The organism is Arthrobacter sp. 01T419, from assembly GCF_056398865.1.
Genome location: NZ_JBFTQF010000001.1, coordinates 394530 through 417366, shown reverse-complemented (window position 1 = coordinate 417366; position 22837 = coordinate 394530). Strand labels below are relative to the sequence as shown.

Here is a 22837-nt window from a genome sequence, read left to right as displayed (position 1 = left end):
TGCGCAGCCTGTGCGCCAACTGGTGCCCGCGTGTACATGATCGCTATGCAAAGAATTCCACCACTTGCAAGCCCCACCGGTAGGCTAGACGGGTGACTCCCGAAGAACTCTCCGCCGCCATATCCGCCTGCCTGAAAGACGCTGTCGCCGCTGGCGAGCTTGCGCTTTCCGAATCTGCCCTCCCCGAGGACGTGCGCGTGGAGCGACCCAAGAACCGGGAGCACGGCGACTGGGCTACCAACATTGCCTTGCAGCTGGCCAAGCAAGCCGGGACCAACCCGCGCGAATTCGCCACGATTCTCAGCAAGCGGCTGGAAGCGATCGACGGCGTGACCGCCGTGGACATCGCGGGCCCGGGCTTCCTTAACATCACCGTGGACCCCGCCGCTGCAGGCGCACTGGCCAAGGCCATCGTCGAGGCAGGAAGCTCTTACGGAACCAACCAGGCGCTCGCAGGCCATGTGGTCAACATGGAGTTCGTCTCCGCCAACCCCACGGGCCCACTGCACATTGGACACACGCGCTGGGCCGCCTTGGGCGATTCCATTGCCCGCGTGCTCCGCGCCTCCGGTGCGGATGTCACTGCCGAGTACTACATCAACGACGCCGGCACGCAGATGAACGTTTTTGCGAACTCGGTACTGTCCCGCCTGCACGGGCGTGGCGTTCCGGAGGGCGGCTACCCTGGTGAGTACATCCGGGAACTAGGCGACGAGGTCCTCAAGGCCCATCCGGCAATCCGTGAACTCACCGACGGGGCTGCACTTCCCGTGATCCGCGCCGCCGCCTACCAAGCCCAGATGAAGGACATCAAGGACACCCTTGCCGAATTCGGCGTGGCTTTCGATGTCTTCTTCTCCGAGCAGGAACTGCACGACGCCGGTGCGATCGAATCGGCTGTTGCGCGCCTCCGGGAGCAGGGCCACGTGTTCGACGACGGCGGAGCAGTTTGGTTGCGCACCACGGACTTTGGCGACGACAAGGACCGCGTGATGATCCGCGCCAACGGCGAACCCACGTATTTCGCCGCCGACGCCGCCTACTACTTGTCGAAGAAGGACCGCGGCTTCACGGAGAAGATCTATCTGCTCGGCGCGGACCACCACGGCTACATCAACCGGCTCAAGGCCATTGCCGCCTGCGCCGGTGACGACCCCGAGGTCAATATCGAGGTCCTGATCGGACAGCTGGTCTCCGTCAACGGCGCCAAGCTGTCCAAGCGTGCGGGCAACATCATCGAGCTCAAGGACCTTATCGAGTGGCTCGGGAAGGACGCGGTGCGTTACTCGTTGGCGCGCTTCCCCGCCGATTCGCCGCTCACACTGGATCCGGAACTACTGAAGAAGAACAGCAACGAAAACCCGGTGTTCTACGTGCAGTACGCGCATGCGCGCTCCCGCGGAACAGCACGCAACGCAATCGAGGCTGGCGTGGACCACAGCGCCTTCGACGCGTCCCTGCTGGACCACGCCACCGAGAACGAGCTGCTGTCCTACCTCGGCAGCTACCCGTCCATCGTGGCCAAGGCCGCGGAGCTCCGCGAGCCGCACCGGGTGGCACGCCACCTTGAGGTCATCGCAGGGGCATACCACCGTTGGTACGACGCCTGCCGCGTTTCGCCGCTGGGCGACGAGCCGGTGCGGGACGTCAACCGCACGCGTTTGTGGCTCAACGACGCCACGAGCCAAGTGCTGGCCAACGGACTTGAACTCCTCGGCGTTTCAGCTCCGGAACGGATGTGATCGGCGTGCAGCAAAGCCCCAGCAACGCCGCAGCTTCACCCCTTGCTCCCGAATGGCTCGCCGTGCCGGAGGACGCGAACGCGCTCCACGCGCCGATGTGGGCCGAAGGTGTCCAGAGGAACGACGCCGGCGAACTCGTCATTGACGGGGTTCCCGTCAGTGAGCTGAAGGCGCAGTTCGGCACCCCGCTGTTCGTCATGAGCGAGGGCGATTTCCGTGCCCGCGCGCGTTCCTTCAAGGATGCGTTCGACGCAGCTTTTGAGGACATCTGCGGGGGAGTGGATGTCTATTACGCCGGAAAGTCCTTCTTGTGCACTGCCGTGGCGAGCTGGGTGGCTGAGGAAGGCCTACGCCTGGACACCTGTTCCGGCGGCGAACTCGCCGTCGCGGCTCGCGCCGGCATCGACGGCGCCAATTTGGGCCTGCATGGAAACAACAAGTCCGACGCCGAGATCAACCGCGCGCTGGACATGAAGCTCGGCCGCATCGTGGTGGACAGCCTCGATGAGCTTGAGCGGGTTGCCAAGATTGCCTCCGGCCGCGGCGAGACGGCGAAGGTCATGCTGCGGCTGACTCCCGGCGTCCACGCCCACACCCACGAATTCATCGCCACGGCCCACGAGGACCAAAAATTCGGTCTTTCCATGGCCGGGGATACCACGGAATCGGCAGGCCTCTCGGCCGCCGAAGAAGCCGTCGCTGCGGCCACCTCGTACTCCAATGTGGAACTCCTGGGCCTGCATTGCCACATCGGTTCCCAGATCTTCGAGCCTGACGGCTTCGCGCTGGCAGCCGAGAAACTGTTGGGATTCCTCGCCGCGATGCAGGCGAAGTACTCCATCGTCTTGCCGGAACTGGACCTGGGCGGTGGCTACGGCATTGCCTACACTCCGGTGGACACCCCCCGTCCACCGGCCGAAATCGCGCAGGCGATGGCCGCCGTCGTACGCTCAAAGTGTGCTGAGCTGGGCATCACCTCGCCACGTATTTCGATCGAGCCCGGCCGCGCGATCGTTGGCACCAGCACCTTCACCTTGTACGAGGTCGGGACGCTGAAGACCGTGCGTGTGGATGCCCCGAGCAGTTCAGCAGGGCAGGAAAACGTTACGTTCCCGCGACGCTATGTGTCGGTGGACGGTGGCATGAGCGACAACGCCCGTCCGGTGCTGTACGACGCGGATTATTCGGCGATTCTGGCCTCGCGCACCTCGGACGCTGTCCCGGAACTGTCCCGAGTAGTGGGCAAACATTGCGAGAGCGGCGACATAGTTGTTAGAGATGTATATCTGCCCGAAGACGTGGCAGCCGGTGATCTGCTCGCTGTACCGGGGACCGGCGCTTACTGCTGGGCCCTCTCAAGCAACTACAACTATCTGGCCAGGCCTGGCGTTGTCGCTGTGCGCAATGGATCCGCCCGGCTGATCGTCCGCGGGGAAACCGAAGAAGATCTCTTGAACCGCGACATGGGAGTGGCGAATGTCTGAAGTGCGAACCCTGAAGGTGGCCCTGCTGGGCTGTGGCAACGTTGGAGCCCAGGTAGCGCGGATCCTCCTTGACGACGCCGACGCCCTTGCTGCCCGCAGTGGTGCGCGCTTGGAGTTGTCCGGCATCGCCGTGCGCAACCTTGATTCAAAGCGCGACGTCGAGCTACCGCGCGAACTGTTCACCACCGACGCCGACACCCTGGTCAAGGACGCGGATCTGGTGATCGAGCTCATGGGCGGCATTGAGCCGGCCCGTTCGCTCATCCTGACCGCCATGCAGAACGGCGCCTGCGTCATTACCGGCAACAAGGCACTCCTGGCACAGGACGGCCCTACACTCTACGAAGAGGCTGACAAGGCCGGCGTTCAGCTCTCCTATGAGGCCGCCGTCGCAGGGGCCATTCCGATCCTGCGCCCCATCCGGGACAGCCTCTCCGGTGACCGCATCACCCGGGTCCTGGGCATCGTCAACGGCACCACCAACTTCATCCTCGACCAGATGGACAGCACCGGTGCCCAGTTCGCCGACGCCCTGGCTGAAGCCCAACGGCTCGGTTACGCGGAAGCTGACCCCACTGCCGACGTCGAAGGCCACGACGCCGCAGCCAAGGCCGCCATCCTCGCGTCGCTGTCCTTCCACACGCGCTTCGCCCTCGAAGACGTCTACTGCGAAGGCATCACCAAGGTCAGCGCAGCCGACATTGCGGCAGCGAAGGAAGCCGGCTTTGTCATCAAGCTGCTCGCCATCGCCGAGAAGATCGAGAGCTCGGAGCCCGGTAACGACGGCGGTATCTCAGTCCGCGTCCACCCCACCCTCCTGCCGCGTGAACACCCCCTTGCAGCCGTTCGCGGTGCGTTCAATGCAGTCTTCATCGAAGCCGAGAACGCCGGCGAGCTGATGTTCTACGGTCAGGGCGCCGGCGGAACCCCGACGGCGTCTGCCGTGTTGGGCGACCTCGTCTCGGCTGCCCGCCGGGTGGTGCTGGGTGGTCCCGGTCGTACCGAGACCACCACCGGCCACGTGCCTGCACTGTCGATAAGTGCATCGAACACCAGCTATTACGTCGGCCTTGACGTTGCCGACCAGGCTGGCGTCCTGGCGCGGATCACCCATATCTTTGCGGAGCACGGCGTATCCATCGAGATCATGCGTCAGACGATCCACCGTGATGCCGCCTCGAACGTTGAGTCGGCCGAGCTGAAGATCGTCACGCACCGCGCATCCGAAGCCGCACTCGCGGCAACCGTCGAGGCCATCAAGGGCCTGGACGTCATCAATTCTGTGACATCCGTCCTGCGGGTAGAAGGGGTCTAAGTGGCTCACCAATGGCGCGGAGTAATCCGCGAATACGCTGATCGTTTGCCTGTAACGGAAGCCACGAAGGTCATTACCCTCGGTGAGGGCGGAACTCCGCTCGTCCATGCGCAGAAGCTCTCCGAACTCACCGGATCCACCGTGTACCTGAAGGTGGAGGGCATGAACCCCACCGGGTCCTTCAAGGACCGCGGCATGACGATGGCCATGACGGCGGCTGTTGAAGCAGGCGCCAAGGCGGTTGTCTGCGCCTCCACGGGCAACACCTCGGCCTCCGCTGCGGCCTACGCTACGGCCGCCGGGCTGAAGTGTGCCGTGTTGGTCCCCGAAGGCAAGATCTCCATGGGCAAGCTCAGCCAGGCGATCGCGCACGGCGCCACGCTCCTTCAGGTGGACGGCAACTTCGACAACTGCCTGGACATCGCCCGCAAGCTCGGCGAGTCCTACCCGGTGTTCCTTGTCAACTCGGTCAACCCCGCCCGAATCCAGGGCCAGAAGACCGGTGCCTTCGAAATCGTCGACGCTCTCGGCGACGCTCCGGACATCCACGTCCTGCCGGTGGGTAACGCAGGCAACATCAGCGCGTACTGGAAGGGCTACAAGGAATACTGCGCGCCCTTCGAGTCCACAACCGCCGGCACCCTTCCCGCCGTCTCCACGAAGACGCCGGCCATGTGGGGCTTCCAAGCCGCTGGTGCAGCGCCGTTCGTTGCCGGCCACCCCATCACTGAGCCGGATACCATCGCCACGGCGATCCGCATCGGCAACCCGGCGTCCTGGGACACGGCCATCGCGGCACGCGATGAATCAGGCGGCTTCATCGACGCCGTGACTGATGAAGAAATCCTCGACGCACACCGCTGGCTTTCCGCCAAGGAAGGCGTTTTCGTAGAACCCGGCTCCGCGGCGGGCGTCGCCGGCCTCATCAAAAAACACGCCGCAGGCGAAGTTCCCGCCGGAAAGACGATCGTCATCACGGTCACCGGACACGGACTCAAGGACCCGCAGTGGGCACTCCGTACCGAGGACGGCAGTGAAGTCCAGCCCGTCAAGGTACCGAACGACGTCGTGACGGTGGCAGCTGAACTGGGACTGGAAGAAAGCTAAGAGTGGAAAGCACGCAGCCCACCGCGACCGGACTAGCGCTTGTCGCGGCAGGCCAGCAGCTGACCGTCAGGGTCCCGGGAACCAGTGCCAACCTGGGCCCCGGCTACGACAGCCTCGGCCTGGCATTGTCGATCTACGACACCCTGACCGTCGAAACACTCACCACCGGAGAGCTTGAGTTCGAGCTCTCCGGTGAGGGGGCCGACACCCTTCCCCGCGATGCCAGCCATCTCGTGGTCCGAGCGATCAACACAGCCTTGGAACGCCTCGGCTTCCGGCACAACGGCCTGAAGATCACCGCGGACAACGTCAACCCGCACGGTCGCGGACTCGGTTCCTCGGCATCGGCAGTGGTTGCGGCAGTTACCGCAGCCAACGCCTTGGTACCCGAATCCGCCCAACGCGACCGTGAGTGGATCCTGCAACTCACGAGCGAGATGGAAGGCCACCCGGACAACGTCGCACCGGCGATTTTCGGCGGACTGGCCTTGTCATGGCAGGACAGCGAGCAGTACAGCAGCACCCGTGCCGAGGTGGTCCCGTCCGTCATTCCCATCGTCGCAGTACCGGACTACGAACTGTCCACAGAGACAGCGCGCGGCTTGCTTCCCGCGTCCATCGGCCATCATGCCGCGGCAATGAACTCAGGACGCGCCGCGCTCCTGATCCACGCACTGACGGCCGAGCCCCGTTTCCTGCTTCCAGGAACCGAGGACTACCTGCACCAGAGCTACCGCGCCGAGGCCATGCGGCCTAGCGCGGCGTTGATTGCGGCTTTGCGGACCGCGGGCCACGCGGCGGTTGTTTCCGGCGCCGGGCCCACAGTTCTGGCATTGGCAAACGGCACGGACGAGGCAGAAGCGATTACGGAATTGATCACCTCTTTCACTGCGGACAACACACCAGACGTTTCTTGGCGCGTGATGACACTGGCGGTGGACGTTGAAGGTGCTAGAGTGGACTTGCACCGGCGGTAGAACCGCGGGCAGTTCCCTGACATTGGATCCCGGCTTAATGCCGTTCCCGTCTCCTACTGTGTCGAAGTCTGCCGGTGCCGTCTCCTTATCGGCCTGCCGCAGGTGCCACAGAACCCTTTCTGTTACCCGAACCGTCAGCCCGCGCCCCGCCCGCCGGAGCATCGAAGACGTATCAGTATCCGGCCCTGCTGAAATTAAACCGGCAAGACCGAAATCACGGCTGCAGATCTGAACTGCAGTCCAGAACAAATCATCGCGTCCAGCTCTAGGTCTGGACGCCGTCGAGGGGGAAGGATCCTTCGTGACAGAAACCACTGAGCTGGCTTCAGCTGTGGACACAACATCTTCTGCAGCTGAATCAACGGCCGCAACCGCCAAGAGCAGCGGCCTTGCAGGCCTTAAGCTCGCGCAGCTCCAGGCTCTCGCCAGTCAGCTGGGCATTTCGGGCGGGTCCCGGATGCGCAAGGGGGACTTGGTTTCGGCTATCTCGGCCCACCGTGCCGGTGCAACCACCAGCAAGGCTCCCGCTGCGGCCAAGGCCGTAGCAGCAAAGACTGCGCCTGCATCCCCGGAAGCTGAGACCGCTGCCGCATCTACCGAAGCTCCCGCGCAGGACGGCACCCGGGCACGTGGCCGTGGCCGAAGCCGTCGCGCTACGAGCGACGGCGTTGTTGCCGCTCCCGCTGCCACGGAAACCGCGGAGGCTCCCGACGTCACTGCCGAGACTCCTGCCGCTCCCGTCGCCGAAGCAAGCGAGGCCGCTAGCGAACGCCGCCAGCCGCGCACGCGGAATCGTCGCCGTGGCGAAGCCGCCGTTGCTCCTGTGGAGACCGGTGAAGCAAGCGAAACCCGTGCGGCCGAGCAGCCCCAGGCTGAACAGCCCCGCGTCGAACAGCGCCAAACGGAACAGCGTCAGCCCGAGCAGCGCCAGACGGAACAGCGCCAGGCCGAGCAGCGTCAGCCCGAGCAGCGCCAGACGGAACAGCGCCAGGCGGAACAGCGACAGGCACAGCCGCGCCAGGGCGAGCAGGCCTCGGTCGAGGCCGGCGAATCCGGCCAGCGCGAACGCCGCGACACCACCCGTACGCGTCGCGAAGACACGAACGACGGCGATGACATGGGCAACCGCCGCAATCGTCGCAACCGCCGCGACCGCAACGACCGTCAGGGTCCGCAGGACAACCGTGACAACCGCGATGGAAACACCCGCAGCGACCGCTTCCGCGACCGCAACGAACGCCGTCGCGGCCGCGGCCAGGGCCCGGACGTCGACGACGTCGAGGTCACCGAGGATGACGTCTTGCTTCCCGTCGCGGGAATCCTGGATGTACTGGAGAACTACGCGTTCATCCGTACCTCCGGGTACCTGCCCGGTGCCAACGACGTGTACGTGTCCCTCGCCCAGGTCAAGAAGTACAACCTGCGTAAGGGCGACGCCGTCGTTGGCGCAATCCGCGCCCCGCGTGACGGCGAGGACCGAAGCCAGCAGTCCGCGCGCCAGAAGTTCAACGCGCTCGTCCGCGTCACGTCGGTCAACGGCAAGACGCCCGAAGAGCTCAAGGACCGCGTCGAATTCGCCAAGCTCGTCCCGCTGTACCCGTCCGAGCGACTGCGCCTCGAAACGGACCCCAAGAAGATCGGCCCGCGCGTCATCGACCTCGTGGCCCCGATCGGCAAGGGCCAGCGCGGCCTGATCGTCTCCCCGCCCAAGGCTGGCAAGACCCTCATCCTGCAGTCCATCGCCAACGCGATCACCACCAACAACCCTGAGGTCCACCTCATGATGGTGCTGGTTGACGAACGTCCTGAAGAAGTCACGGACATGCAGCGCACCGTCAAGGGCGAGGTCATTGCCTCCACCTTCGACCGTCCCGCCGATGACCACACTACGGTTGCCGAGCTTTCCATCGAACGCGCCAAGCGCCTCGTGGAAATGGGCATGGACGTGGTGGTCCTCCTGGACTCCATGACCCGCCTGGGCCGTGCCTACAACCTGGCAGCACCGGCCTCGGGCCGTATCCTGTCCGGTGGTGTCGACTCCGCCGCGCTCTACCCGCCGAAGCGCTTCTTTGGTGCCGCCCGCAACATTGAAAACGGTGGCTCGCTCACCATCCTGGCAACCGCCCTCGTGGAGACCGGTTCCAAGATGGACGAGGTCATCTTCGAAGAGTTCAAGGGCACGGGCAACATGGAGCTCCGCCTGTCCCGCCAGCTGGCGGACAAGCGCATCTTCCCGGCTGTGGACGTCAACGCCTCGGGTACCCGTCGCGAAGAGAACCTGCTTTCGCCTGAAGAAGTCAAGATCATGTGGAAGCTGCGCCGCGTCCTGTCCGGACTCGAGACCCAGCAGAGCCTTGAACTCCTGACCAACAAGATCCGGGAGACCGGGAGCAACGTCGAGTTCCTCATGCAGGTGCAGAAGACGACTCTTGGAGCCAAGTCGGATAACGACAAATAGCTGTTTTAGGGGCGGGCGCTGGTTCGTTCGTGCGGTTGATTCCGCGCGGATGTTCCGCCCCCGCCCCTTCTCGTTGCAACGCGGGGTCAGCTACGGCCCATCCGGGCCCTCCGCATGGGCCGTAAGTGACCCCTCGTTGCAGTTATTAGACTTGTAGAAGTCGAAAGAGGTTTTGAAATGTTTGAGTCCGTACAGGGATTGCTTGATGAGCATGCTGCTATCCAAGCGCAGTTGAGTGATCCTGCTGTTTATGCCGACCAAGCCCTGGCCCGCAAGTTGGGGCGGCGCTCCGCCCAGTTGCAGGGCATCGTGGAGGCGTACAACCGGTGGCGCGGGCTCATGGACGATCTTGAAGCGGCAAAGGAAATGGCTTCCGAGGACGCCGAATTTGCTGCCGAGGTAGACGAAATCGAGGCGAAGCTTCCGGCTGCCCAGGAGAAACTCCGCCGCTTGCTGATTCCCCGCGATCCCGACGACGCCCGTAACGTCATCCTTGAAGTCAAGGGCGGCGAAGGCGGCGACGAAGCTGCCCTGTTCGCTGGCGATTTGCTGCGTATGTACATGCGCTACGCGGAGTCGCGCGGTTGGAAGACCGAACTCATCTCAGCAACGGAATCGGATCTGGGTGGCTACAAGGACGTCCAGATGGCCGTCAAGGGCAATTCGAACGATCCCGCCGAAGGCGTGTATGCCCGGTTGAAGTTTGAGGGCGGCGTGCATCGCGTCCAGCGCGTTCCCGTCACCGAGTCCCAGGGGCGCATCCACACTTCGGCTGCCGGTGTGCTGGTGCTCCCGGAAGTGGATGAGCCCGAAGAGCTCGAAATCAACCAGAACGATCTCAAGATCGATGTCTACAGGTCGTCGGGGCCTGGCGGCCAGTCCGTCAACACCACGGACTCGGCAGTCCGCATCACCCACCTTCCCACGGGAATCGTGGTGGCGATGCAGAACGAAAAATCCCAGCTGCAGAACCGGGAAGCCGGCATGCGCGTTCTGCGCGCCCGCATCCTGGCCCACCAGCAGGAGCAGATCGACGCCGAGAACTCGGCCCAGCGCAAGTCGCAGATCCGCACCATGGACCGTTCGGAGCGTATTCGCACGTACAACTTCCCGGAGAACCGGATTGCCGACCACCGTACCGGCTACAAGGCCTACAACCTCGACGCCGTCATGAACGGCGACCTGGAGCCGGTCATCCAATCGGCCATCGAGATGGACGAACAGTCGCGCCTGGATGCCCTGGGCGAGTAACAGCCTGCAAGGATCTTCATGACGCTCTTTCCGGGCCAAAGCCTCGCCGACGCCGTGCGCGAGGCAACAACCATCCTGTCCGACGCCGGAGTCCCCACTCCGCGCGTGGACGCGGAACTCCTCGCGGAACACCTCCTGGGTGTCGGCCTCGGCCGCCTGCGTGCCATGCTGCTTGGTGATTCTGCCGCGCCGGATGGCTACGGGGACTTGGTGGCCGAGCGGGCACAGCGCGTTCCGCTCCAGCACATCACCGGCGTCGCGCATTTCCGCTACCTCACGCTTGCGGTGGGACCGGGGGTGTTCATTCCGAGGCCGGAAACCGAATCGGTGGTCCAGCTGGTCATTGACCACCTTCAGGGACTCCCGCACCCCAAGGTTGTCGATCTTGGCACCGGTTCCGGCGCTATTGCCGGTTCGATTGCCCACGAAGTGCCTGGGGCAGACGTCCATGCCGTTGAATTCAGTGTTTTTGCCCATGCCTGGGCCGCCAAGAACCTGAAGCCCCTCGGGGTGAAACTCGTGCAGGGCGATCTCCGCAATGCCTTGCCCGAACACAACGGAACTTTCGACGTCGTCGTTTCCAATCCGCCCTACATTCCCGCTGAAGCGATTCCGAACGAGCCTGAAGTTGCATTGCATGATCCGCCCGAGGCGCTGTACGGCGGGGGAGCAGACGGGATGGAGCTTCCGACGGCGGCTGCCGCCTCTGCTGCGCGGCTCCTGAAGCCCGGGGGCTTCTTCGTCATGGAGCACGCGGAAGTGCAGGCAGGGTGGATTGCCGAACATTTGAGGTCCGCAGGTTGTTGGGCGCAGGTCACCACCCACGTCGATCTCAACGGCAAAGAACGTGCCACGAGTGCGGTGTTGGCAATCGCCGACTCCGGGGAATGAAAGAATAGCGCTGTGACCACAAGCTACAACTGCACGTCAGAGGAACAACGCGCCGAAGGCCTGGAGCATGCGCAGCGCGCCATCAGTGAGAAGAAATGCGTCGTCATGCCGACCGACACCGTCTACGGCATCGCCGCCGACGCGTTCTCGCCCCAGGCCGTGACCATGCTGCTCGTCTCCAAGGGCCGCGGTCGCCACATGCCGCCCCCGGTGTTGATCCCGCGGCTCAATGCCTTGGACGGGCTGGCAACAGACGTATCGGAAGAAGCCCGTAAACTGGCAGACGCCTTCTGGCCCGGTGGCCTGACATTGATCTTCCACGCCCAGCCGTCCCTGGATTGGGACCTGGGAGAGACCCGCGGAACCGTGGCCCTGCGAATGCCCGACGATGAAATTGCGCTTGAACTGCTCAACCGCACCGGTCCGCTGGCCGTGTCCTCGGCCAATCGCACCGGTCAAGCGGCGGCGCAGACAGCTGCCGAGGCGAGGATCCAGCTTGCTGAATCGGTCGAGGTGTACCTTGAGGGCGGGTTCCGGCCTGTCGAAGGAACCGAGTCCGTAGCGTCGACGATTGTTGACGCCACTACCTTGCCACTTCGAGTGGTCCGCGATGGTGCTCTTTCCCTGGAACGCCTACGCGAGGTGGTTCCGGGCCTGTTGGCCCTTGGCGAGACTGCGCCCGCGCCAGGCGGGGAGACTGAGCCGGAGGCGGAGTCGGCCGCGGCGCCGGATACGGTGCCTGAAGAGCCGAAAGATCAGGCTGAGGCCCCAGTCTCCGGAGAGATCAAGGCCGAATGAGCCTGGTCCGGGATCGTGTTCCCCTCTTGGACGTTGACGTCACAGCCCTGCGCGTCGACGAACTTCTCGAGGCCATGCGAGGGTTCATTTCGGATGGCACCACGAAGGTGGTTCTTGGGCACAACCTGCACAGTGTCACGCTGTTTCATTCGAGTCCGGATTTCCGCCGCCTCTATGAACGCAGCGATGTGGTCCTCCTTGATGGTGCGCCCGTCGCCATGCTTTGGGGACTTGGCCGCCGCGGCGATTCACGAACTGACGGCCCCGGGCTGATGGAACACCGTCTGGGATCCACGGACTGGGTGCCAGCGCTGGGCGGCGTTGAAGGACTACGCCGGATCGCCGTCGTCGGGGCTGGCCCCGTGGCTAATGCCAAGACGGTCGAACGGCTCCGGGAGATCGTGCCCGGCGCCGAGGTCTCTGGCCGGGCGGGTGAGAATTGGGACGCCTCCAGCGAAGAGGCTACCGTTGCCTGGCTGGCGGAGTTCCGTCCGCAATTGGTGCTCCTTGGCCTTGGAATGCCGCTGCAGGAGTCGGTGTTGCACCGTCGCCTGGGCGAACTTCCGCCCGCCGTTTATTGCACGGTCGGCGGGGCTATCGAGCAGTTGGCGGGGCTCCAGAAGCTTGCTCCGCGCTGGCTCGGCCGGCTGGGGCTTGAATGGGCCTGGCGACTCATTCTGCACCCGGGACGCGTCGCATACCGGGTGTTCGGTGAGCCGTGGGTGCTGCTCAGCCTGCTCGTCCGCCGTCGGCTTGCAGGCAAGAAGAGCGACCCTCAGGGCCCTTAGAACTTCTGGTCCTCCAAGGGGCCGAAGCCCTTGTTCCGCAAACCGGCGGAGAACGCCCGGAACCACTCGGCGAGCCCGCGGAAGTCACCCCGGGGGAGGAAATAGCCTAGGTAGCCTCCGACGTCGGCCACCATGGACTTGCCGCGACGATACCTGCGGATCAAATAGCCGCGGTTGCGGTAGTAGAAGTAGCGCTTGAACGCCGAATCCGGCACGATCACGTGCCAGCGCGCGCCGAAGACGTGCTTCGTCTCGGAAAACGCGTGCGGGTGGGTGATCCACGCCGTCGCGACAGTACCGAACCGTATCCCGGCTTTCCTCAGGCGGATCATGAAGTCCACCTCATCGCCCCGGATGAAAAGCCGGATATCCGGCACTCCCACTTTGAAGAAGACACTGGAACGGATGAGGGCCCCGTTGAAGAAGTGCCCGACGTCGGGCAGGAACCCGGCCTTCTCGACTTCGGAACGGTCGTGGGTCACCTTGCCGTCGATCCGGAAGAAGAAGGAGAGCTTATCCGGGTGGCCGGGGGCCACCACGAGCGGGACCACCGCATCCAATCCCCGGGCATCCGCTTCGCGAACCAGGGTTTCGAGGCATTCGGGATCCCCTGGTTCGGCGTCATCGTCCATGATCCAGACCCATTCGGCGCCGCTGGCCACGGCTTTGAGGATGGCTAGGGCGAAGCCGCCCGCCCCGCCAAGGTTGGCCTTGGAGCGGACGTAGTCCACGTTCGGATGGCTCGATGCGAGCTCCCGCGAAGGAGTGGTACCGCTGTCCACGAGACAGATGGTGTCCACCGGTAGGGACTGGTTGTTGACGGCGTCGAGCAGGACTCCAAGCTCTCCGGGGCGGTCAAAGGTCACAGCCGCAACGGCAACGGAGACAGTCATGTAGGGTTCCTTCCGGGCAGCAGCGGGAGGGTCTTCCCGGCTCGCCCTAGGGGCGCGTGAAACGGAGCAAGGCCGCCGTTGCCGCTAGTATCTTGAACAGAGTCCAACTGTAGTACAGCAATATTCGGCGGTGCGCAGAGGTGTTGCGGGTGTTGTGCCGGCAGCTATTCGCCGGGGACGAAATCCACCACCACCGCCAACAGGAGCCGCCACGTGATCATGTACTCACTCATGATGCTCACGGCTGCCGTCGTGTCCTATCTCGCAACGTGGGTAGCCCGCCAAATGGGGAACAGACTTCGGCTGTTTGCCCCTATCCGGAGCCGCGATATGCACTCTGTGCCTATTTCCCGGCTGGGTGGCCTGGGACTCTTCGCAGGCTTTGCCGTGGCCCTCGTCGTAGCGAGCAATTCGTTCTTCGTGAAGGACATCTTCCACGGAAACGGTGCGCCATGGGGGATACTGGCCGGTGCCCTGGTGATCGTCGCGGTTGGTGTTGCCGACGACGTGATGGACATCCGATGGTGGGTCAAGCTGATCGGCCAGTGCGCAGCCGCCACGATCGTTGCAGTCTGGGGTGTGCAGATGTCGGTGATTCCGTTTGTTCCGGAGCCCATCCGGATTGAGTCGGAACCGCTGCGGGTTGTCCTTACCGCCCTCCTCATTGTGACCACCATGAACGCCGTCAACTTCATCGATGGACTCGATGGCTTGGCGGCAGGCGTCGCCGCGATTGGCGGGGTCGCGTTCTTCCTGACCGCCTACTGGGTCCACCGCAACGCGACACTCACTGATCGCTCGGACCTGGCGGCGCTGCTGATGGCGATCATCGTGGGTTGCTGCATCGGATTCCTGCCACACAACTGGTTCCCGGCCAAGATCTTCATGGGCGACTCGGGGGCCATGCTTTTGGGCCTAGTGATGGCCTCGGCCGGTGTTGTCTCCACGGGCCAAATCAGCTCCGGACTTTACGACCGCGCCAACGGTATTCCGACGATCGTCCCCATCCTGCTGCCGTTCGCGATTCTCTCGCTGCCGTTGTTGGACCTCGGGCTGGCGGTGTTGCGGCGAACAGCACGTGGGCAATCACCGTGGTCAGCCGATCGCGGGCACCTGCATCACAAGCTCATAGAGCTCGGTCACACGCACCGAACGGCAGTGCTCATGATGTACGTGTGGACCTGCATCCTGGCTTTCGGAGGCCTTGCTTTTGCGATCTTCCCCTGGCAAATGGTCCTTACCCTGGACATCCTGGCCGCGTTGATCATGGCCGGCGTGACAGCTTGGCCGTACTTCGTCCGAAAGGGACGCGCCGCCCGGTAGGCGTCGTGTGACAAGGGCGTTAACATCACAGTTCTATCTCATGTAGAATTCTAGGGCGGACAGTCACTCGCCCGCGCACCCACCCTTTTGAGACTTTGGCATCCTTGCCACGACGATTGGCATCCCCATGACCTCCAACGCCGGCGGACAGCAGTCCGACTCCAGCGGCGTTGCTGCCCCACGCTCCACTTCTTCGCTCTGGCTGCGGCTCCTTTTCCTCAGCTCGGCGGCGGCGGTGGCGGCTCTTGCTGCAACGTCGGTTGTTGCGGCGGTCATGAACGGTGGCGTAGGAGTCCTTTCTGCCGCATTCGGCGGCGTGCTGGTGATGGCGTTCTTTGCCATCAGCCTTTTGATCGGCCATTTTGTTGGCCGGGACAACCCCTCCGGCGCGGTAGGCCTCTTTGTCGCCAGCTACTTTGTCAAGGTGGTCGGCTTTGCCGTGGTGCTGTTCGTCCTAGGAGCCCCCGCATGGCTGCACGGACGTTGGTTCGTGATTGGGGCCGTCGTTGCCGTCGTCTCTTGGCAGGCCGCCGAAATCTATGGCTTCAGCAAAGCGCGGCTCCAGATCTACAACGACCCCGCAGCAGGCAAAGGAGGCGACGATGTTCACTCGTAAGAACAAAGGACACTCCGCCACGCCCCGTGCCGCAAAACCCGGCGATTCCACTGAGCAAGTGAGCGACGGAAGCGACGGCGGATACAACGCCGGCATTGCCGTCTTTAGCTACATTGTTGGCGGAATCATAGTCTGGAGTTTGATAGGCTGGGGTCTGGATATTCTGTGGGGGACTCGCTGGATTGTGCTCGTTGGCGCTCTGCTCGGAGCCGCAGGGGGGTTCTATCTTTCCCACATGCATGGCCTTACCAGTCAACGGTCTTCATCTGGTGATGAGCAAAGCACACAGCGGCCCGCCCCACGACGGGGACAGTAATGTCAAATAATTTCACACGGGAAATGGCTGCAGGAAACGCGGCCGGATCCTCAACAACGCCCAATGATGGACACTGCAGAGAGGAAACGCGTTGATCGCGCTTGCGCTCCCGGCCCAGGATTCAGGGACCTTCACTCCTCCCGGAATCGACCAAATGCACCTGCCGGCTATCCTGCCGTGGGGTGCGAGCGATGGCTTCTCCAAGCAGATGTTGCTGGTGATCCTGTCGGTCGTCCTTATCGCTACATTCTTCATCGCCGCTGCACGCAAACAGCAGTTGGTTCCCGGCAAGTTGCAGTTCGCAGGCGAGATGGCCTACGGCTTCGTCCGCAACAGCATCGCCAAGGACATTATCGGCGGCCGCGACTTCATGAAGTACGTACCGCTCCTGTTCACGTTGTTCTTCTTCATCTTGGTGAACAACATCTACGGCGCCATTCCCGTCATCCAGCTCCCGAGCTTCTCGCACGTCGGCGGAGCCTATGTTCTTGCCGCGGTTGTATATGTCACCTGGATTGGCATCGGCATCAAGAAGAACGGCCTGAAGTACTTCAAGCTGGCCACGGTTCCTTCAGGCGTCCCGTGGTTCATCCTGCCGATCGTCGTACCGATCGAAATCATCTCCAACTTCCTGGTCCGGCCGGTGACGCACAGCCTCCGTCTCTTCGCCACCATGATGGCCGGACACCTCATCGTCATGATCGCCGGCTCGGGTATCGAGTTCCTTGTCTCACAGGAAAACGTCCTCCTCAAGGGTGCTTCCGTGCTGGTCCTCGTAGGTGCCATCGCCATGTACATGCTCGAAGCCCTGATCATGGTGCTGCAGGCATACGTCTTCACCCTTCTGACTGCGATCTACATCGAAGGCGCACTCCACGCCGACAGCCACTAGGCACAACCCTCAATCTTCCCCCTCGGGGGTTGAAGCAAACCAAACAACCTGCCGCGACTGCGGCATCTTGAAAGGAATACAATGAACGGCGACATCAACGGCTCCCTTAACCTCATTGGCTACGGTCTCTCCGCCATCGGCGGTGGTATCGGTGTGGGTCTCGTATTTGCTGCTTACATCAACGGTGTTGCACGTCAGCCGGAAGCCCAGCGCGTGCTCCAGCCGATCGCGTTCCTTGGTCTGGCTCTGACGGAAGCCCTCGCCATCCTCGGCCTGGTCTTCGCTTTCGTTCTCAAGTAAACCGCTAAGAACCAAGCGAACATTCAGAACCGAGTAGATAAGGACGGGTGAAAAATGAATCAGCAGATCATCTCAGCCGCCGCTCAAGGCGCCGCCGAGTCGGCTAATCCGCTCCTTCCCAACCCCTGGGAAATGGGCGTCGTCCTCGCTGGCTTCGCGGTCCTCTTTTACATCGTGGTCAAGTTTGTTGTCCCGATGTTCGAGAAGACTTTTGCCGAGCGCGCAGAGGCGATTGAGGGTGGCATTGCCAAGGCTGAAAAGGCTCAGGCTGAAGCTTCTGCAGCTCTTGAAGAGTACAAGCAGCAGCTCCACGACGCCCGCGCCGAGGCCAACCGCATCCGCGAAGAAGCTCGTGCCGAAGGTGCCCAGATCCTTGCGGAGCTGAAGACCAAGGCAGCAGCCGAGTCGGCGCGTATCACCGAGCAGGCACACGCCCAGATCGAATCGGAGCGTCAGGCAGCTGTTGTCTCCCTGCGTTCCGAGGTGGGCACCTTGGCCACGACGTTGGCCGAGCGCATCGTTGGCGAATCGCTCAGCGATGACGAGCGTGCCGCCCGCGTGGTGGACCGTTTCCTGGCAGATCTGGAGACTCAGAGCGCAGGTGCAGCTAAGTAATGGCAGGTGTATCGAGCGAATCGCTGACCAAAGCGCTGGAGCAGTTGGAAGCCACGCTTCCGGTTGCCTCGCTGCAGTTGGCTAAGGACCTCTTCGGAATCCTGGGAACGGTGGACAGCTCGGCTGGCTTGCGCCGCGCCCTGACTGACCCTTCCCGCAGCGGAGAAGAAAAGTCGGCGCTGGTCAAGCAGCTGGTTGGCGGGAAAGTCTCCGCTGATGCTGCGGAAATCGCGAGCGGATTGGCCAGCTCCCGCTGGGCATCGGCACGCGATATCGGCGATGCACTCGAGACTCTTGCCGCCACGGTGGTCATTGCCGTGGCTGAAAACAAGTCGGCCGTTTCTGCCTCCGGAATTACGGGGCTGGAAGAGCTGGAAAACGATCTCTTTGCTTTCAACCAGGCCGTTGCTTCCAGCCACGAGGTACAACGTGCTCTGGGAGATTCGCAGGCAAGTGCTGCGGCCAAAATCAGCTTGGCGGAGAAGCTGGTTCCTGGCGCAAGCCAGGAAGCCCAACTTCTCATCGGCCAGGCCGTGTCGCAGCCGCGCGGCGTCAAGCCGAGCAAGCTCATCGACAACTTCGCCAAGCTTGCAGCCAAGCGCCAGCAGCGCTGGATCGCAACTGTCCGCGTCACCCGTCCGTTGACGGATGCGCAGGCCAGCCGTCTGCAGGCCGGGCTTGATGCCCTCTACGGCCGCGAGTTGAAGGTCAACGTCAGCGTTGATCCGACTCTGATCGGTGGAATCCGGGTCCAGGTGGCAGACGAAGTGCTTGACGCTTCCGTTGTAGCCCGCCTGTCCGAGCTCCGCCGGCAGCTCGCTGGCTAGCCAGACAAGCACAACTTAACTGATACAAACACCGGTCATCGTGAGCAACGATGATCACGAAAACAGGAGAGCAGGGACTGCAGATGGCCGAATTGACCATCAACGCCGACGACGTCCGTAATGCGTTGAACGAGTTCGCGGCGTCCTACGAACCCGGAAACGCAGAACGCGTAGAGGTCGGCCGCGTGACCGCCGCAAGTGACGGCATCGCCCGTGTTGAGGGCCTTCCCTCGGTCATGGCGAACGAGTTGCTTCGCTTCGAAGACGGCACCCTGGGCTTGGCCCAGAACCTCGACGTCCGCGAAATCGGCGTCATCATCCTCGGTGACTTCACCGGTATCGAAGAAGGCCAGGAAGTCCACCGCACCGGTGAAATCCTGTCCGTCCCGGTTGGCGACGCCTTCTTGGGCCGCGTAGTTGACCCGCTGGGCCAGCCGATCGATGACCTCGGCGAGATCAAGGCCGAGACCACCCGTGCACTGGAACTCCAGGCTCCGGGCGTGACCCAGCGTAAGTCGGTCCACGAGCCAATGCAGACCGGTCTCAAGGCTATCGACGCCATGATTCCGATCGGCCGTGGCCAGCGTCAGCTGATCATCGGTGACCGTCAGACAGGCAAAACCGCCATCGCCGTGGACACCATCATCAACCAGAAGGCCAACTGGGCTTCGGGCGATGTCACCAAGCAGGTCCGTTGCGTTTACGTCGGCGTCGGCCAGAAGGCTTCCACCATCGCCGCTGTCCGCCAGACCTTGGAAGACCACGGCGCGCTGGAGTACACCACGATCGTGGCTTCCCCGGCATCCGACCCGGCAGGCTTCAAGTACTTGGCTCCGTACGCGGGCTCGGCCATCGGCCAGCACTGGATGTACGGCGGTAAGCACGTACTGGTGATCTTCGATGACCTGTCGAAGCAGGCTGAAGCCTACCGTGCAGTCTCCCTGCTGCTCCGCCGCCCGCCGGGACGCGAAGCGTACCCGGGTGACGTTTTCTACTTGCACTCCCGTCTGCTGGAGCGTTGTGCCAAGCTCTCCGACGAGCTGGGTGCAGGCTCGATGACCGGTCTTCCGATCGTCGAAACCAAGGCAAACGACGTCTCGGCCTACATCCCGACCAACGTCATCTCCATCACCGATGGCCAGATCTTCCTCCAGTCGGACCTCTTCAACGCCAACCAGCGCCCCGCTGTTGACGTCGGTGTGTCCGTGTCCCGCGTTGGTGGTTCGGCGCAGGTCAAGTCCATGAAGAAGGTCTCCGGCACCTTGAAGCTGGACCTGGCACAGTACCGCGACATGCAGGCGTTCGCGATGTTTGCGTCCGACCTTGACGCGGCTTCTCGCCAGCAGCTGACCCGTGGTGCCCGCCTGATGGAACTGCTCAAGCAGGGCCAATACTCGCCGTTCCCGGTCGAGGACCAGGTTGTGTCCATCTGGGCCGGTACAAAGGGCTACCTGGACGATGTCCCCGTTGAGGATGTCAGCCGATTCGAGTCTGAGTTCCTGGAGCACCTCAAGCACAAGTCCTCCATCCTGACCACGCTGGCGCAGACCAACGTCCTGGACGACGACACCGCTGAAGCGCTGAAGACAGCCATCGTTGCCTTCAAGAAGGGCTTCTTCGGCGAAGGCGACGACCGCTTGGTCGGTGCCGGACACGAAGAGCACGAAGCGATCTCCGGCGGCGAAGTCGACCAGGAAAAGATCGTCAAGCAGAAGCGCTAGAGCATTGGTCCCCGGGCCTGCGTACGAACGCAGGCCCGGGGCCTTCGCCAAAGCCTTAGCCGCTGATCCATCGGGATCTTAGGAAAGGAAATGTATGGGAGCCCAGATCCGGGTCTACCGCCAGAAGATCAGCTCGACGACGTCGATGCGCAAGATCTTCAAGGCGATGGAACTGATCGCTACCTCGCGCATCGGTAAGGCCCGCGCCCGCGTTGCAGCTTCGACGCCCTACGCAAACGCGATTACCCGTGCTGTTTCTGCTGTCGCAAGCCAGAGCGAAATCGATCACCCGCTCGTCACCGAGCCGGAGCAGATCCGCCGTGCCGCCGTCCTTGTCATCACCTCGGACCGTGGCCTGGCTGGTTCTTACTCCGCGAGCGTGCTCAAGAAGGCTGAAGGACTCAACGAGCTTCTCCGCGCAGAGGGCAAGGAAGTCAAGACCTACCTGGTTGGCCGTAAAGCCCAGGCTTACTTCGACTTCCGCAGCCGTTCGTACTCCCGCGTGTGGACCGGCGGAACGGACGCACCGGAATTCGAGACTGCCAGGGAAATCGGTGCTGCTCTTCTTGAGGAGTTCGCCAACGACTTCGCTGAGGGTGGTGTCGACGAGATCCATGTCGTTTACACCCGCTTCAAGTCAATGGTGACGCAGGAACCCACAGTTGTTCGCTTGCTGCCGCTCGAAGTTGAAGAGCAGACAGTCAGCGAGGCCGAGCTTCTGCCGCTGTACGAGTTCGAACCGGAATCGGAGCAGGTGCTTGACGCACTGCTGCCGCGTTACATCGAATCCCGCATCTTCGCAGCGATGCTGCAGGCAGCGGCTTCCGAGCTCGCGGCCCGCCAGCGCGCCATGAAGTCGGCAGGCGACAACGCGACCGAACTGATCAAGAAGTACACGCGACTGCGCAACACGGCCCGCCAGGCTGAGATCACGCAGGAGCTTTCCGAAATCGTGGCCGGCGCCGACGCCCTGAGCGCGTAGTTGCCGGTGCATGGTTCGGCGCAAGCTACACCTGCACCAAATAGATAAACTTAACCCCACGCCATCTACTGAGTGAAGTGAGAGAGATGACTGCCACCGCTACCGAGCACGCAGCTGCAACGGCCGGCGCCACCGGCCGCATTGCCCGTGTCATCGGCCCGGTTGTCGACGTCGAATTCCCGGCTGACGCAATCCCGTCGATCTACCATGCGCTTACCACTGAGGTAACCCTCAACGGTGAGACCAAGACCATCACGTTCGAGACTTCCCAGCACCTGGGTGACAACCTCGTTCGTGCCATCTCCCTGCAGGCCACCGACGGACTCGTCCGCGGTACCTCCGTGCAGGACACCGGCGCCCCGATCTCCGTGCCCGTTGGCGACGGCGTCAAGGGACACATCTTCAACGTCCTCGGCAAGCCGTTGGACGTCGACGAGTCGGAGATCAAGGCCGACGCCTACTGGCCGATCCACCGCAAGGCTCCGGCCTTCGCGTCCCTTGAGGGCTCCACGGAGATGCTCGAGACCGGCATCAAGGTCATCGACCTTCTCACCCCGTACATCAAGGGTGGAAAGATCGGTCTGTTCGGTGGCGCCGGTGTTGGCAAGACCGTTCTGATCCAGGAAATGATCACCCGTGTTGCCCGTAACTTCGGTGGTACTTCGGTATTCGCCGGTGTTGGCGAGCGTACCCGTGAAGGTAACGACCTTTGGGTTGAAATGGAAGAGGCGGGCGTCCTCAAGGACACCGCCCTTGTGTTCGGCCAGATGGATGAGCCGCCGGGAACGCGTCTGCGCGTCGCACTCTCTGCGCTCACCATGGCGGAGTACTTCCGCGATGTGCAGAACCAGGACGTGCTGCTCTTCATCGACAACATCTTCCGCTTCACCCAGGCCGGTTCCGAGGTTTCCACGCTGCTCGGCCGCATGCCGTCCGCCGTTGGTTACCAGCCGAACCTCGCCGACGAGATGGGCCTCCTGCAGGAGCGCATCACCTCGACCAAGGGCCACTCGATTACGTCGATGCAGGCAATCTACGTGCCCGCCGATGACTACACCGACCCGGCTCCGGCGACCACCTTCGCACACCTCGACGCGACCACGGAACTTTCCCGTGAAATCGCCTCTCGTGGTCTGTACCCGGCTGTTGACCCGCTGACGTCGACGTCCCGCATCCTGGACCCCCAGTACATCGGCAAGGACCACTACAACACGGCTGTCCGTGTGAAGCAGATCCTGCAGAAGAACAAGGAACTCCAGGACATCATCGCCATCCTCGGCGTTGACGAACTGTCTGAAGAAGACAAGATCGTCGTGTCGCGCGCACGCCGCATCCAGCAGTTCCTGTCCCAGAACACCTACACCGCCAAGCAGTTCACCGGCGTCGAGGGCTCCACCGTCTCCATCAAGGACACTGTGGAAGGCTTCACGGCCATTTGCGACGGCGAGCTGGACCACATCGCAGAGCAGGCGTTCTTCAACGTCGGCGGCCTGGATGACGTCGAGCGCCAGTGGGCCAAGATCCAGGAACAGACCAAGTAG

At 62.9% G+C, this 22837-nt stretch carries 20 protein-coding genes and 1 pseudogene; 20 read left to right on the top strand and 1 reads right to left on the bottom strand.

Annotation, left to right across the window (positions count from 1 at the left end):
• Positions 1-92 precede the first annotated feature (92 nt).
• From argS to AC1DLO_RS01965, 10 genes are all read left to right on the top strand, one after another.
• Positions 93-1742: an arginine--tRNA ligase gene (gene argS / locus AC1DLO_RS02010; protein WP_476888608.1), complete on the top strand. Its 1650-nt coding sequence runs from the start codon at positions 93-95 to the stop codon at positions 1740-1742.
• A 5-nt stretch (positions 1743-1747) separates the two neighbouring features.
• The gene (gene lysA, locus AC1DLO_RS02005) at positions 1748-3226 is read left to right on the top strand and encodes a diaminopimelate decarboxylase (RefSeq protein WP_184737108.1); all 1479 of its coding nucleotides are present in this window, start codon (positions 1748-1750) and stop codon (positions 3224-3226) included.
• Positions 3219-4541, top strand: a complete 1323-nt coding sequence (locus AC1DLO_RS02000; protein ID WP_476888607.1) for a homoserine dehydrogenase — start codon at positions 3219-3221, stop codon at positions 4539-4541. Before lysA ends, AC1DLO_RS02000 begins: the two co-directional genes overlap by 8 nt.
• A complete protein-coding gene (thrC, locus tag AC1DLO_RS01995; protein ID WP_184737112.1) occupies positions 4542-5648 on the top strand; it encodes a threonine synthase in 1107 nt (368 codons plus the stop codon).
• Between the two features lie 2 nt (positions 5649-5650).
• On the top strand, positions 5651-6625 hold the full coding sequence (thrB, locus tag AC1DLO_RS01990) for a homoserine kinase (protein WP_476888606.1): 975 nt from the start codon (positions 5651-5653) through the stop codon (positions 6623-6625).
• A gap of 301 nt (positions 6626-6926) precedes the next feature.
• The gene (gene rho, locus AC1DLO_RS01985) at positions 6927-9083 is read left to right on the top strand and encodes a transcription termination factor Rho (protein ID WP_476888605.1); all 2157 of its coding nucleotides are present in this window, start codon (positions 6927-6929) and stop codon (positions 9081-9083) included.
• A 177-nt stretch (positions 9084-9260) separates the two neighbouring features.
• Entirely contained in the window at positions 9261-10334 is a 1074-nt protein-coding gene (prfA, locus tag AC1DLO_RS01980; RefSeq protein WP_028264759.1) for a peptide chain release factor 1, read from the top strand.
• A gap of 18 nt (positions 10335-10352) precedes the next feature.
• Entirely contained in the window at positions 10353-11225 is an 873-nt protein-coding gene (gene prmC, locus AC1DLO_RS01975; protein WP_476888604.1) for a peptide chain release factor N(5)-glutamine methyltransferase, read from the top strand.
• Between the two features lie 12 nt (positions 11226-11237).
• Complete coding sequence (locus AC1DLO_RS01970; RefSeq protein ID WP_476888603.1) at positions 11238-12023, top strand: L-threonylcarbamoyladenylate synthase; 786 nt, start codon at positions 11238-11240, stop codon at positions 12021-12023.
• Positions 12020-12811 carry a WecB/TagA/CpsF family glycosyltransferase gene (locus AC1DLO_RS01965; RefSeq protein WP_476888602.1) on the top strand — a complete coding sequence of 264 codons (792 nt, stop codon included), beginning with the start codon at positions 12020-12022 and terminating at the stop codon, positions 12809-12811. Before AC1DLO_RS01970 ends, AC1DLO_RS01965 begins: the two co-directional genes overlap by 4 nt.
• Here the strand turns inward: AC1DLO_RS01965 and AC1DLO_RS01960 are convergent.
• Positions 12808-13704: a glycosyltransferase gene (locus tag AC1DLO_RS01960; RefSeq protein ID WP_476888601.1), complete on the bottom strand. Its 897-nt coding sequence runs from the start codon at positions 13702-13704 to the stop codon at positions 12808-12810. The genes AC1DLO_RS01965 and AC1DLO_RS01960 overlap by 4 nt on opposite strands.
• Positions 13705-13917: 213 nt before the next feature.
• Between AC1DLO_RS01960 and AC1DLO_RS01955 the strand changes: the two genes are divergently transcribed.
• The 10 genes and pseudogenes from AC1DLO_RS01955 (at position 13918) to atpD (ending at position 22837) form a co-directional block, all read left to right on the top strand.
• Complete coding sequence (locus tag AC1DLO_RS01955) at positions 13918-15027, top strand: MraY family glycosyltransferase (RefSeq protein WP_184737127.1); 1110 nt, start codon at positions 13918-13920, stop codon at positions 15025-15027.
• 127 nt (positions 15028-15154) lie between these two features.
• A complete protein-coding gene (locus tag AC1DLO_RS01950) occupies positions 15155-15643 on the top strand; it encodes a hypothetical protein (protein ID WP_476888600.1) in 489 nt (162 codons plus the stop codon).
• Positions 15630-15969: pseudogene (locus AC1DLO_RS01945) on the top strand (AtpZ/AtpI family protein). The gene AC1DLO_RS01950 and the pseudogene AC1DLO_RS01945 overlap by 14 nt, the downstream one beginning before the upstream one ends.
• An 81-nt stretch (positions 15970-16050) precedes the next feature.
• Positions 16051-16851: a F0F1 ATP synthase subunit A gene (atpB, locus tag AC1DLO_RS01940; RefSeq protein ID WP_184737132.1), complete on the top strand. Its 801-nt coding sequence runs from the start codon at positions 16051-16053 to the stop codon at positions 16849-16851.
• 81 nt (positions 16852-16932) lie between these two features.
• Positions 16933-17151 (top strand): ATP synthase F0 subunit C, encoded by a 219-nt coding sequence (atpE, locus tag AC1DLO_RS01935; protein WP_028264751.1) that lies wholly within the window; start codon positions 16933-16935, stop codon positions 17149-17151.
• Positions 17152-17205: 54 nt separating this feature from the next.
• Positions 17206-17766, top strand: coding sequence for a F0F1 ATP synthase subunit B (locus AC1DLO_RS01930; protein WP_184737134.1), 561 nt, complete (start codon positions 17206-17208; stop codon positions 17764-17766).
• The gene (locus AC1DLO_RS01925; RefSeq protein ID WP_476888599.1) at positions 17766-18593 is read left to right on the top strand and encodes a F0F1 ATP synthase subunit delta; all 828 of its coding nucleotides are present in this window, start codon (positions 17766-17768) and stop codon (positions 18591-18593) included. The genes AC1DLO_RS01930 and AC1DLO_RS01925 overlap by 1 nt, the downstream gene beginning before the upstream one ends.
• 83 nt (positions 18594-18676) lie before the next feature.
• Positions 18677-20314 (top strand): F0F1 ATP synthase subunit alpha, encoded by a 1638-nt coding sequence (atpA, locus tag AC1DLO_RS01920; protein ID WP_184737450.1) that lies wholly within the window; start codon positions 18677-18679, stop codon positions 20312-20314.
• A 94-nt stretch (positions 20315-20408) separates the two neighbouring features.
• Positions 20409-21296: a F0F1 ATP synthase subunit gamma gene (locus AC1DLO_RS01915; RefSeq protein ID WP_184737139.1), complete on the top strand. Its 888-nt coding sequence runs from the start codon at positions 20409-20411 to the stop codon at positions 21294-21296.
• An 86-nt stretch (positions 21297-21382) separates the two neighbouring features.
• Positions 21383-22837: a F0F1 ATP synthase subunit beta gene (gene atpD, locus AC1DLO_RS01910; protein WP_184737141.1), complete on the top strand. Its 1455-nt coding sequence runs from the start codon at positions 21383-21385 to the stop codon at positions 22835-22837.